7 protein-coding genes are annotated in these 13,242 nt (G+C 72.2%); 1 reads left to right on the top strand and 6 read right to left on the bottom strand.

What is annotated here, in order from left to right; translation table 11 throughout:
• Positions 1 to 28 precede the first annotated feature (28 nt).
• Positions 29 to 802 carry a class I SAM-dependent methyltransferase gene (locus tag BLV72_RS45160; RefSeq protein WP_093469766.1) on the top strand — a complete coding sequence of 258 codons (774 nt, stop codon included), beginning with the start codon at positions 29 to 31 and terminating at the stop codon, positions 800 to 802.
• A 15-nt stretch (positions 803 to 817) separates the two neighbouring features.
• On the opposite strand, the gene BLV72_RS45155 is transcribed toward BLV72_RS45160, so the two are convergent.
• The 6 genes from BLV72_RS45155 to BLV72_RS45130 form a co-directional block, all read right to left on the bottom strand.
• Entirely contained in the window at positions 818 to 1,120 is a 303-nt protein-coding gene (locus BLV72_RS45155) for an acyl carrier protein (protein WP_244321339.1), read from the bottom strand.
• Between the two features lie 118 nt (positions 1,121 to 1,238).
• Positions 1,239 to 2,348: an aromatic ring-hydroxylating oxygenase subunit alpha gene (locus BLV72_RS45150; RefSeq protein WP_093469764.1), complete on the bottom strand. Its 1,110-nt coding sequence runs from the start codon at positions 2,346 to 2,348 to the stop codon at positions 1,239 to 1,241.
• A gap of 4 nt (positions 2,349 to 2,352) precedes the next feature.
• Positions 2,353 to 3,813: a cytochrome P450 gene (locus BLV72_RS45145; RefSeq protein WP_093469762.1), complete on the bottom strand. Its 1,461-nt coding sequence runs from the start codon at positions 3,811 to 3,813 to the stop codon at positions 2,353 to 2,355.
• 8 nt (positions 3,814 to 3,821) lie between these two features.
• The gene (locus BLV72_RS45140) at positions 3,822 to 4,862 is read right to left on the bottom strand and encodes a 3-oxoacyl-[acyl-carrier-protein] synthase III C-terminal domain-containing protein (RefSeq protein ID WP_143059876.1); all 1,041 of its coding nucleotides are present in this window, start codon (positions 4,860 to 4,862) and stop codon (positions 3,822 to 3,824) included.
• Positions 4,863 to 4,886: 24 nt separating this feature from the next.
• On the bottom strand, positions 4,887 to 10,982 hold the full coding sequence (locus tag BLV72_RS45135) for an SDR family oxidoreductase (protein WP_093469758.1): 6,096 nt from the start codon (positions 10,980 to 10,982) through the stop codon (positions 4,887 to 4,889).
• Positions 10,979 to 12,499 (bottom strand): acyltransferase domain-containing protein, encoded by a 1,521-nt coding sequence (locus BLV72_RS45130; RefSeq protein WP_143059875.1) that lies wholly within the window; start codon positions 12,497 to 12,499, stop codon positions 10,979 to 10,981. The genes BLV72_RS45135 and BLV72_RS45130 overlap by 4 nt, the downstream gene beginning before the upstream one ends.
• Between the last annotated feature and the right edge of the window lie 743 nt (positions 12,500 to 13,242).

Genomic DNA, 13,242 nt, shown 5'->3' with positions numbered 1-13,242 from the left:
CGGATCATGTGAACACTAGGCTGCGGCGATGGACCGAGTGAGCGACATGCCCGAGATTCTCGCCCAGCCCGCGGATCCGGCCCGGGCGAATGACTACGACAGCTTCGCCGAGGCGTACTCGGCGGAAACCGAGAACAGCCTCGTGAACGCGTACTACGCGCGGCCCGCGATGTTAGCCCTCGCCGGAGACGTGGCCGGTCGCCGGGTGCTGGACGCCGGCTGCGGCTCGGGGCCGCTGTCCGCCGCGCTGCGCGAGCGCGGTGCCGTCGTCACCGGCATCGACGCCAGCGCCGGGATGCTGGCGCTGGCCAGGCGGCGGCTGGGCGAGGACGTGGCCCTGCACCTGGCCGACCTGGGCGACCCCTTGCCGTTCGCCGACAGGGAGTTCGACGACGTGGTCGCGTCGCTGGTCCTGCACTATCTGGAGGACTGGGGGCCGACGCTGGCCGAGATGCGGCGCGTGCTCAGGCCCGGCGGCCGGCTGATCGCGTCCGTCGACCACCCCTTCGTGGCCTACACGTTCCAGGATCCTCGGCCCGACTATTTCGCGACCACCGGCTATACCTTCGACTGGACGTTGAACGGGCAGTCGTTCCCGATGAAGTTCTGGCGCAAGCCGTTGCACGCGATGACCGATGCCTTCACCACCGCCGGCTTCCGCCTTGCCGTCGTCAGCGAGCCGCAGCCCGATCCGGCCGCCCGTGAACTGTTCCCCGACGGCTTTCATGACCTCTCGACCACACCCACCTTCCTGTTCTTCGTCGTCGAGGTACCGCCGTCGGCTGCCGGCTCGGACGAGTAGACCGCGGCGACGGCGTCACGCGCCGGAGCCGCCCACGGCCGGCCGCCGGAGGCGGCCGACCAGCGCGGCCATGCTCCGCGCGGTCCTGAAGTTGTCCATCTGGAGATCCGCTCCGCGCACGGCGATGCCGTACGTCCGCTCCAGGTGCACCACCAGCTCCATGGCGAAGAGCGAGGACAGCCCGCCGGAGCCGAAGACATCCGCGTCGGCCGACCAGGTTTTCCCGGTGCGCAGTTCGAGGTGGTGCAGCAGTTCCGTCTCGATGTCGCCGGGGTCGCCCAGGGGCTCCGGAACCGCACGGTCCGATGACATGGTCATGCTCTTTTCTCCCTCGTGCTCGTAGAAGCGCCTTCGATCCGCCCCGGGGCCTCGTCGTCCGGCCGTCGCCGGTCGAGGTCGACCGGCGACACCGCCCTCCCCTGCCTGTCGCCTGCGCTCACTCCTCCGAGCGGCTCACCTCGGAGCGCTCGGGCCGCGGAGGGACCAGATCCCCCGAGGGTTCCGTGTAGAACTGCTGCGCCCACTGCCGGTACCGGCCGATCGGACCGTCGCCCTTGGCGAGCCGGGGGCGCGCGACGTGCTCCTGGTGGTGCCACATCAGCAGGTCCGCGCCGGTGTCGACGCTGCCCACCCGTTGCAGGACTTCGCTGAGCAGCCGGGCCACGGGCATCACCGCCGGGCGCCCCAGCCAGTCCGGCACCCTCGGGAGTCCGTTCAGCTCCAGCTTCGTGCCGAAGCGGACCTGCATCCGCCCCGGGGCGGTCGGGGTCGCGTGGAGCATCACATAGAGGCTTCCCGCGCCCGCGGGCAGGACCGTCCGCGCCGCGATGGTGGCGAGCCCGATCACCGTGAGCGTGTAGGACTGGTGGAACCCCCGCATCATCGTGTTGCGCGCGGTCGCGGTGACCGTGCTGACCGGTTCCCCCGTCACCGGCAGGCCCTCGATGTCGACCTCCTCCAGACCGTGCAGGGCCGGCAGATGGCCCCAGTCGAAGGCGTTCTCGATGACGTCCTGCGGGTGACCGGCGATGTCGAACGTGGCGTGGCTGAACGGCTGCCGGTCGTCCATCGGGAAGAGCGGGACGTCCCACTGCGGGGGCATGCCCAGGGCGTGCCACCACACGTAGACCGCGCCGTTGGCCTCGCACACCGGGTACTGAGTGAGCGACGCCTTCGGCGGCGGCTGGTCGTAGCCCGTGCGCACACAGGCACCGGACGGGTCGAACGCGAACCGGTGGAAGGGGCAGACGATGTCCTCGCCCTCGACCGATCCGCCGACGCCGAGATGGGCCCCGAGGTGCGGGCACTGGGGCCGGACCGCCCGCAGCACGCCCTTGGCCGTCCGGTAGAGGACGACCTCGGCGCCCGCGAGCCGCCGGGTGGTGAGGGACCCGGCCCGCAGCTCGTCGCTGAAGGCCAGGCAGAACCACCCGTTCGGGTAGGGCCGTGAGGGAGCGTGCAGGGTGTCGGCCGGCTCCGCGGCGTGCAGGCTGATCTCCCGGGAGCCGAGCAACTGCTTCACCAGGGGCTTGAGGTGAGGCCTCATGGGATCACTTCCCGTGCTTCACCGGGCAGGCGGCGGCGCCCGGCTGGGTGGACGGCTGGACGGAGGCGGACAGCGGTGCGGCGGCGCTCTGCTCCGCGTCGCCGACGCCAAAGGACCGCCGCTCGGTGAGCCGCAGGCGCAGTCCCCGTGAGCTCAGGCTGGTCTCCACCTTGGGCTGGAACGGCTGGTCGCCGACCGGGGTCAGCTCCCAGCGGTCGACGATGGCGGTCAGCGCCAGGATGGCCTCGGTGAGGGCGAACTGGTCCCCGATGCACTTGCGGGCACCGGCGCCGAACGGGATGTAGGTGGCCCGGTCGGGCTGGGCGTCGAGCCAGCGGTCCGGGTCGAACCGGTCGGGCTCGTCGTAGAGATCGGCCCGGCGGTGCAGAAGGTAGGGGCTGAGCACGATGGTGCTGCCGCCCTTGAACCGCACGCCGCCCAGTTCGGCGTCCTCCCGGACGACACGGGTCATCATCCAGGCCGGCGGATACAGCCGCAGCGTCTCGGTCACCACCCGGGAGGCCAGGCCGAGCGAGGGCAGATGCGCGGGGTCGAGCTTCCCGCCCGCCAGGACCCGGTCGGTTTCGGCCTTCAGACGGTGCTGGACGTCCGGGTTCGTGGCGAGCAGGTGCAGCGCCCAGGCCAGGGTGATGGCCGTGGTCTCCATGCCGCCGAGGAAGAACGTGAGGGCCTCGTCGGCGAGTTCGGCGTCGCTCAGCTGCCGCCGGCCGTCCTCGCTCTCCTCGTCGACCGCGGCGACCAGCGTGGAGAGCAGATCGGCGTGGTCGGTCGGATCGGCCCGCCGCTCGGCGATGATCTCCGCGATGGTGGCGGCCAGCCGGGTGCGGGCGTCGTCGTAGCGCCGCTTCTGCCGGGTCGGCAGCCGCCGCAGCAGGGCCGGCGTCATCATCCGGCGGAAGAACGCGCTCACGATCACCGCGGTGTCGGCCAGGCACCGTTGCATGGTCTCCGCGGGCAGCGCGCCGCTGAACATCGTCTCCATGGTGGCCCGCGTCGTGAGCGTCATCATCTCCTGGGTGACGTCGAGGACGTCGCCGTCCCGCCAGGAGCCCGCCTTGGCCGCGGCCGCGCGCGCGAACACCGCGCCGTAGCCGGCGAGGCGGGTCGGGTGGAACGAGGGCTGGCACAGCCGACGCTGCCGCCGGTGCAGGGGGTAGGCGCAGGTGGACAGGCCGTCGCCGATCACCTCGCGGATCCGGTCGTAGATCGGGCCGCCCTTGTCGAAGGTCCGGTCGTTGAGGAACACCTGCCGGGTCAGGTCGGGGTCGCAGATCATCACGGCGGAGCTCGGGCCGAGCCGGACGCGGACCATCTCCCGGTATCCGGACAGCGACATGATGAACGCCAGCGGATCTCGGAGCAGCGGCAGCGCGTGGCCCAGCAGCGGCCACGCCCTCGGGGCGAGCGGCACCGACCCGGCCGAGGCCGTACTCGTGTCTGTCATGGGGAACCTCACTTCTTCGTTGAGTGGCCGGCCGGCACCGCGGTGACGGGATCGCGGGTGATCTCCAGCAGCGCGGTGGTCCAGCGGAAGCCGAGCCCGAAACTCACGACGAGGACCCGTTCTCCGGCCCGCAGCGTGCCGGAGCGGAACTCCCGGTCGAGGGCGAGCAGGACGTCACACGGTCCGCAGTGGCCGAGGTGCCGGCCGAAGGTCCAGCTGGTGTCGGCGGCCCGCAGGCCCAGCGGCGCACCGCCGAGCAACAGGTCCAGCACCTCCGACCCGATCGCGATGGGCAGCACACGCGCGATGCCCTCCGGCCGGACGCCGGTCTCCTCGAGGACGGTCTCGACACAGCGGCGGGTGGACTGCCGCAGCGCATCGATGTACGGCATGAATCCGGTCTCCTCGACGAGGAGCGGCCGGCCGCTGCCGTCGGGCGCCGTCCGGGCCCGGGTCAGCACCTCCAGCTGCGGCTGCGCGGCTTGATCGGTCGCCAGCAGTCGCGCGAAGCCCGTGCCCCGGGTGAGGACGGCGGCGGCGCCGGAGTCGCCGGCCAGATGCCCCATCTCCGAGACGTGGCCCCACCGCTCGGGCCGGAACCGGACACCGGCGGTCACCAGCGCGGCCTTCGCGACCGGTTTGGCGGTGAGGTGTTCGGCCGCGGTGACCAGCGCGGCTCCCCCGCCGTCGCTGGCGGCGCCCAGCTCGATCGCGTTGGTGTCCGGCCCGCCGAGCACCCGCAGCAGATAGGCGGAGGGCGCGTAGTGGTCCTCGTCCTGGAAGTTGGCGTGCACCAGCAGGCTCAGGTCGGCTCCCGTGACGCCCGCGTGGCGCAGTGCCTTCAGGCCGGCGCGGGCGGCCATCTGTGACGGCGTGCTGTCCGTGGAGACGGCGGCCGAGGTGAATCCGTTGAGCGCGACCAGGGAGGGCGGCCCGTTGTCCACCGGCTTGTCCCACGGCTCGTGTTTCTGCCGGATCGGCGGTATCCAGGAACCGGTCCCGGCGATCGTGATGTCCTGCCACAACACTGCTGTCTCCTCGGCTGTCACGAATCGGCTGTCAGGACCCGGCCGTCAGGAACGGACCGGTCGTGGCGCGTCGCCGCGGGGCCGGACGAGTTCTCCGCTGTGGTCCAGGGCGTGTGCGCTGACCCCGGATATCCGGGCCAGCACCTGCCCGTCACCGGTCAGCGCGGTCAGCTTCCCGGTGGCGAAGTCGCAGTGCAGCCGGATGACCGGATGCAGCGCGCTGAGTCGGCAGTCGTCGCCGGGCGCGCCCAGGTCGACCTCGTCGAGGCCGGCCATCGGCCCGACCAGCGGTGGCAGGTCACCGCGCGGCGGCAGCAGCAACAGGTGCACCATCGCGTCCAGCAGGATCGCCGGTACGGTCATCCCGGCCAGAACCGGACCCCAGGCGGCGTGGTCCAGACGGAACCTGGCGCTGTTGCCGTCCGGCCCGCGGGCGTAGTCACCGGTGCCGGCGAACGGTCCGGTGAGCGAGATCGGCGGATCCGGGGAGTACACCGGCATCGCGAAGTCGGGCTCGGGTTCGTGGCCCGAGAAGTCAGGCGGTCCGGCGAGCACCGGGAAGCGGTCCGCGAGCAGCACCCGCGTCTCGCACAGCAGGTCGTTGAAGCGCAGTACCTTGCCGTTCTTGCCGATCCGGTGTGCGGTGATCCGCACGGTCACCTCGGCGCGGTCGCCCGCACGGCTCACCACCCGGGCCTCCACCGCGACGGTGCGCATCGGCCCGGCGAGCCGGACCGTGATCGACGACCGGCAGACGAGACCGCGGAACCCGGTGACCCGCAGTCCGGGACAGAGGGTGGCGGCCGCCGCGGCCGCCGCCTCCAGGGTGAACGTGCCCGCGAGCGTGTACTCACCGTTGACCTGGTGGTGACGCATCCATCGCCCGTCCCGCTCGGCGAGGGTGCCCGGATCCCAGGTCTTGGTGAACACGGCCCAGTCGTCGCCCCGGTACAGCACGCCGTCGAGCAGCGGCGTGGTCAGCTCCGGGTCCGGCGGGGCCGGAGCTGGCGCGTCCGGGGCCTCGATCCGCGGTTCGACGTGGGAGCCATGGGTGCTGATGCCGCGCCGGGCCAGCAGGACGCGTTCCTCCTCCCGGATGAAGAACGCCACTCCGCCCGCCGGCGGCCGGGTCACCGCGGACAGGAACTGCGCACGTCCCTGGGCGGTGCTGATGTAGGCGTCCATCTTGTTGCGTTTGAGGGTCTCCCGCATGGTGACGCTGCTGGCGACGCCGACCTCGCGCCAGCCGCTCCACAGGACCGCGATCTCATGGCCGCCCGCCGGGCCGTGCCGCTGTGCCCTGGCGCTCGCGTACGCGAGGTACTCGTTGACGGCGCAGTAGTCGATGTCGCCGGGCGCGGGGGCGAGCGTCGCCAGGGTGCTGAAGTTGCACCAGATCCGGGGCGCGCGCCCGGCCAGGGCCCGCTTCAGGTTGCGGTAGCCGGTCGCCTTGGTGGCCCGCACGGCCCGGAAGTCCGTGAGGGTCTTGGCGTGCAGGGCGCGCGAGCGCAGGTCGAGGACGGTGTTGATGAGCAGGTCGATCCGCCCGTGCCGGTCGAGGATCTCGCCGAGGACGGCGGTGGTGCGTTCGGCGTCGAGGACATCGCACACGCGGTGGTGGACCCGGTCCGGGCCGCACAGCTCCGCCAGCCGTCGCACCGTACGGCGCACCTCCAGGCGCGCCTCGGCCTTCTCGTAGGCGACGCGCAGCTCGCGCACGGAGGCGTCGGGACGCCGTCGGCGCTCGGCGGCCATGAACTCGGCCTGCGATGGCAGCGAGTCGTCGGCATCCGGCAGCGGGGTGCGGCCGATGACGTACACAAACGGCCTGTCGGTGCTGTTCGCCACCTCGTGCAGCAGCTCGGGAGTGATCCCCCGGGCACCGCCGAAGGCGACCACGACCGCGCCGGAGGGCAGCGGGACGCCGTCGGACGGGGACACGGGATCGTCGGCCACGGCCAGGGCCGACCAGTCGTCCCCGCGGCAGGCCAGCGTGTGGGTCGGCACCTGGGCGGCGCCCGCCCGCGCCAACTGGTCCAGCCCGGCCGCCACGTCCACCGCATCGCTGATCAGGGTCAGCCCGCCGCACTGCGGCACCTCGGCCCGCACGGAGCGGACGAGACCGGTGAACAGCCCGCTCAGCGGGGGCGGCAGATCGTCCGGCACCTCTCCGAGCAGCAGCGCGGCGAGCGAGCCGCCGGAGCGCAGCGCGGGCAGCGCCGCCTGGAGCGTGGTGAAGGCGAGGTCCTGGAGGTCCTCCATCCGGGCGGCCTCGGCCTCCTCGCACCCGTCGTCGTCGACGGGCAGCCGGGACAGCACCCGGATATGGCGCGGGACGAACGGCAGGCCGGTCAGCGCGCCGGGCGCGTCCTCGGGCGCCACATGGGCGGTGCCCGCGACGCCCGGCCGCGGTGACCAGACGGCGGTGTCCGGGCCGGTGACCGCGGCGGCGAGGTCCGGGGCGTCGGTGATGACGACGGTGCCCGGCGGGATCGACGGCGTGGCGGGCTCGGCCGGCGGCGGGTCGGTCGGCACGAGGCGGAAGGTCTGACGGCGGCCGGTGAACTCCTCGGTGTGCTCCGCCCTGTCCTGCTCCGACCCGGCGTGCTCCGACTGGATGGGGGGTGGGTCGGTGTGCCCGGATCCGGCGTGCCCGGATCCGGCGTGCTCTGGCTCGGGGCGTTCGGGTTCGGCCTGTTCCGGGCCGGTGAGCGCGTCGCGCGGGCCCGCGGGCGGGGTGAACCGGATCAGCGGCGAGCCGGTGGCGGCGGGCCGGACTACGGTCTCCGTCTCCGTGACGACGGCCTTGAGAACCGTCAGCAGGGCGTCCAGGGAGAGATAGGTGTGTCCGGTGCCGGCCAGTACGGGAAGGGCGTGCGAGGGCGTGACCGGGGGCCGGGGGTCGGCGACCTCGACCTCGGTGGAGAGCGTGCCCAGGACGGGAAGTCCATGCTCCAGCGCGGTCGAGCGCCGGGTGACCGCCAGGACCGCGGCGCCCTCCGCGATGGACCGGCCCTCCGGTACCAGGTGGGCAAGGTGCCGGTCCCAGCCGCTGATCGGCCGCAGACACACCGCGCCGATCAGGGCGAGGTCGCAGGCCCGGTGCCGGAGTTGACGCAAAGCCAGGTCGACGGCCGTATGCGCGGAGTCCCGCTGGGAGTAGACGCTGGTCCCCAGGCCCTGGAAGTCGTAATAGTTGGCGGCTCGGCCCGACAGGATGCAGGAGACCGCACCGGTGAAGTCGTCCTCGTTCAGATCGCCGGGGATCACTCCCTTGGCCTCCGCCATGCCCTTCGCAAGATACTCCTTGAGCACCTGGGCCTGCGCCGGGTCGGGCAGCAGGTCGAACGCGGTGGCGCACTCGGCGGCGTGCACCCGCAGCGCCGCCTGGGTGTTGTGCGTGGTCGGCAGCGTCGAGCCCATCACGATCGCCGTGGTGGGCCGCAGGCTCGTGCCCGGCTCACCGAGCTGCTCCAGCAGCGGGCCCAGCGCCTGGAGCACCATCAGGTGGGCGGCGTCCATGTGCCGCATCGTCAGCGGTGGGATGCGCACGTCACGCGGCGAGGGCAGGGGGTACGGCGTGCCGAAACCGGGCTCGGGGAGCGGCCCGTCGCCACGGAGCCAGGCGGGCACCTGGTCGGGCTCCATGCCGGGAAGATGGGTGTTCCAGCCGACGACGACCAGGTCCTCCCTGTCGTCGCGCACATCGACGCCCCGCCTCCGCGCGGGGACGGACCGTGGCGCATGGTCGGACAGGACCACGTGCGCGTCCGCCCCGCCGAGGCCGAACGACGACACCCCGACGACGCGCGGTCGCGCCCCGGCCGGCCAGGGGGCGTCCTCGACCGGCACGGTCAGCCGCTCGCCGTCGCCCAGCAACGGATGCGGATCGGTGACCACGGGCTGGCCGGGCACCGCTCCGCGTTCGAGGGCGACCAGCGCATGTGCGACCGAGACCAGGCCCGCCAGTACCCCGGTATGCCCGAAGACCTGCTTGTTCGATGTCAGCAGACAGGTCCGCTCGCCCGGTCCGAGCCGGGACAGCAACGAGCGGAGTTCGATCTCGTCGCCGACCGGCGTTCCGGTGCCGTGCGCCACGACCCAGTCCACGTCGTCGGCCTCGACGCCCGCGTCGGCCCAGGCACGGGCGATCGCCAGCTCCTGCCCGCGCGTGGCCGGGGCGTGGATGCCCTTGCCCCGTCCGTCGGCGGCGAGTCCGGTGCCCCGGATGACGCCGAGCACCCGGTCGCCGTCCGCGACGGCCCGGGCGTACGGCTTCAGGACGAGCGCGACGGCGCCCTCGCCGATCAGGGTCCCGTCGGCCGCCCGGTCGAAGGGCCGTACCCGGCCGCTCATCGAGATGCCCTGGGCCCGGCAGAACAGCGTGAAGCCGATCGGCTCGATCACCGAGGTGCCACCGGCCAGCGCCATGTCGCAGGAGCCCTCGCGCAGCGCCTTGACCGCCGCGTCCAGGGCGAACAGTCCGCTGGCACAGGCCGCGTCGAGGGTCAGGTGCTGTGTGTCACCGGGGATCAGCCCGCGTAACGCGTTGCGGACGACGGACGCGGGCAGGTAGGACTGCGGGTCGCCGCCGTCACCGCCGTACTGCGTGCTGATCGCGTGGTCGGCGAGTTCCGCCAGCCAGTCGCCGTCCCGGTCGGTGGGGATCGCCTCGCGCACCATGCGCCGGTACTCGTCGCCGAGGACGATGCCCTGGGGACCGAGCCCGGTCTGGTCGTGGATGCCGGTGGTCGCGGTGAGCCAGCGGTCCGTCGGACGCCGGCGCACCCCCGCCAGCGCCTGGACGGCACAGTGCCGCAGCCAGCGGGTGGTGCGCGGCCAGCCGGGGTGTCCGATGTTCCCGTCCGGTTCGGCGACCGAGGCGGGGTCCGGCACGAAGTCGTGGAGGTACCCGGCCTCGCGGACGTAGAAGGCGTCGGTCTCCTCGCGGGTGGGAGCCCAGAAGTGCTTCAGGTCGAAGGCGGACGGCTCGCTGGAGAGCAGGACGCCCTCCCGCAGCCGGTCCCAGAACTCCGCGGTGTTGTTGGCCCCGGGCAGTGCCAGGCCGAGTCCGACGACCGCGACGGCGCCGGGATCCGCCTCCGGCGACCGGTCCGACAGTTCGGCCAACGCCGCGTCCGGCACTTCGTCAGGCACCTCGGCCGACACCGGGGTCACCGGTGGTCGGGGCGTTGGTGGCGGTGCGGGGGCGGGTGCGGGCGCGGAAGGCGCGGGGGCCGGTACGGACGCCGCCGGCGCGGTGGCCGGTACGGACTCGGACGGCGCGGACCCTGTCGGCACCGACGCCGACACAACCGGGCGGCGGGCGGGCTTGCTCACCTGGTCGGCCAGCCTGCTGTGCAGTCGCAGGCCCTGCATTCCGCCGATGCTGATACCACCGTCGGCGACGAGCGTCTGCCCGGTGATGAAACCGGCGTCCTCGTGGAGGAGGTGCACGATCAACCGGGCCGCCTCCGGGGTCGAGAGCGTGCGGTTCATCAGTTCATCGGCCACGGCCGTGCCGCCGAACGTCGCCGGACCGTCGAGGTTCACAACGATCTCGCTGGCGACGGAGCCCAGCAGCACGGTGTTGACCCGGATGCCCTGGCCGACCAGTTCCAGGGCGAGATAGCGGACCAGCGACTCCAGGGCCGCCTTGGTGACACCACCGGGACCGTAGCCCGGAACCGGCTGGTGCGCCCCGACGCTGGACAGGCAGAGGATGCTCGCGCCCTCGCGTCCCGCCATCAGCTCGGCCGCCCGGCGCGAACAGTGGTAGGCCGCCATCACGTTGGTGGACCACGCCCGCTGCCAGTACGTGTCGTCGATGTCGAACAGGGGCAGGAACGCCCCGCCCGCGGCGTTGTTGATCAGGATGTCCAGGCCACCGTGGCGTTCCTGGACCAGGTCGAACATCCGGTCGATCTCGCTGGTCTTGGCCACCGATGCGCGGATGAACTCGCAGCTGTGGCCGGCCTGTTCCAGTTCCTCCTGGAGCAGCTTCGCCTGGTCGACCGAGTGGAAGTAGTTCACGATCACATGGGCGCCGCCCTGCGCCAAGCGGCGCACGATGTCCGCGCCGAGGCTCTTCGCGGCGCCCGTCACGAGGGCGACCTTGCCCCGCAGGCTGTCGTCCGTCACCCGGCGGCCTCCGCCCGGCCCTGTACGACGCCCTCCGCGATCCGCCGCAGCGTACCGGCGGTCAGCAGCGAGGAGTTCGACCTCAGATCGGGCAGGTCGTACCGCTCGGAGACCCGGCCGAGCAGGGTGACCTGCTTGAGCGACTCCACGCCCAGCTCGGACTCCAGACCGTCGTCCTCGCCGAGCAGGTCCGGCGGGTAGCCCAGGAAGTCACCGTAGAGCGTGCGCAGTTCGGCAAGCACCGTTTCGTAGTCGAGCCCGGCGGATGGCGGGGCGACCGCGTCCACCGGAGCGGCCTGCGTGACAGGAGCGGCCGCAGCCTGGGCGGTTGCCGGAGCGGGCGGAGCATAGGAGATGACTGGATCGGCCGGGACGGGCGGAGCGGCGGCGATGACCGGAACGGCCGGGGCGGGCGGAGCGACGGGCTCCGTGTAGGGCGCCGGGGCGGCGGACACAGGCACGGAGGCCCGGGCCGGCTCCTCGACGACGGCGACGGCCGAAGGCGGGCCGGCCGGCGCGGGCGCGCTCGCCCGCGCGGAGGGCAAGAGCCTGTCGCTCGGCCGTGCCGACGGGCGCGAGGAGAACGCGCCGATCGCCGTGGAGTCCTCGGCCAACGCCCGGACGGCTGCGACCGGATCGCTCTCGCTGAGCGGTACGACACACCGCACACCCGGGACCGACGACTCGACGAACTTGGTGACGACGGGCCACTCCCCGCACTCGACGAAGACGTCGGCACCCGCCGCATGCAGCTCGCGGACCGTCTGCAGCATCCGTACCCGGGCGGTGAGCGCGCCGGCGACCAGGTCGACCGGGTCGTCGTCGCCGACGTCGCGCCCCAGCCAGGGTGAGCGCACGCGCCAGCGTCCGGAGCCGTACGCGACCCTCGGCGCGGTCGTCCGGAGATCCCGCGCGGCCTGCGCCATCGCCGGAGTGTGCGTCGGGTGCGGGACGTCCAGGGGGAGGCTCGGCCAGCCGAGCGCCTCGGCCACCCGCTCCACATGCCGGATCAGTTCCTCGGGCCCGCTGATGACGCTCTGCCGAGGGGCGTTCTCGCAGGCCAGTACCAGGTGGGGATGGTCGATCAGCCCGGCGAGCGACTCCGCCCGGCGACCGTCCACACCGACCGCGAGCATCTTCCCCCGCCAGCTCTGCCGGGTCAGCGCCTGGGACCGGGCCACGGCCAGGCGGGCGGCGTCCTCCACCGGCAGGTGGCCCGCGGCGGCGAGGGCCCATAATTCCCCGATGCTCTGTCCGACGATCGCGATGGGCTCGACGCCTTCGGCGACCAGCATGTGGTGCGTCGCGAGGCTGACGGCGAAGATCTCCAGATACTGGACCTCGGGACCGCGCCGGTCGCTCGTACCGTCGTCCTCGATCAGCCTGGTGCTGATGTCGGGCAGTCCCAGGCCCCCGGCTGCCTTGTCGATGCGGGACAGCGCGTCACGGACGGTCTCGTAACGGTCGTAGAGGTCGCGAAGGACGCCCCCGCGCGGAGCGGCCACAGTTCCGGGCATGACGAAGACAGCATCCACCTGTGCATCACCCTCATTTCGGTCCCGGCCTCCGGCGAGGCCTCATCCGCCGACCGGGCTCCGAAACGCCATGACGGCGCGACAAAGCCCTCGGCAATACGTTCACTTACTGCGCTATACCGGAGTGGTGGGTCCAACGAAATGGACCCCGGGCAGAAATTCGTTTCCCTGCGCATTTCGTGTCGTTCGGGGCCCGCATTTACGGTATCTGGGCCTCTTCCGGAGCGGCAATGATGTTCAGGCAGCTAGTTTCAGCCTAAATCGATCATGCATTTCAATTTAGCCAATCACCCGCAGGCACCCTTGCCGGCGCCCGAGGTCGCATGCTAATCCCGACGCCCCGCCGTAAGTACTGCCACCTTATGACCGCTTGATCCCGATTTACTTTCGGACATTCGTGCATGATTCAACGGCACAGTCGGCATGCTGCGACGATCCGACGTGACCGGGGCCGGTCGCACGGCCGACGTCGGTCGCGTACCGTGGCCCGCCCGGTCCGGCCCGTCCGATACGTCCACCATTTCGACATTCGGCCAATCAGCCGGCTCATGAGGCGGGGTCATGTTTACCGGCGACACCACCCAACGACCACCGGAACGGCGCCCTTCTCGCCGGTGGCCCGCAGGCCATGACCGTGGCGCCGCGATGACCTGATTCCGGCGGCGGAGACAAGCCGATGCCCGGCAGGCCGGGGGAACCGTCGTCGAGACCGGCGATTGGCCATG

The sequence above is a fragment of the Streptomyces melanosporofaciens genome (assembly GCF_900105695.1).
Taxonomy (GTDB): Bacteria; Actinomycetota; Actinomycetes; order Streptomycetales; family Streptomycetaceae; genus Streptomyces; species Streptomyces antimycoticus.
The sequence above is the reverse complement of the archived record's forward strand: the minus strand, read 5'-3'. Positions and strand labels throughout refer to the sequence as shown.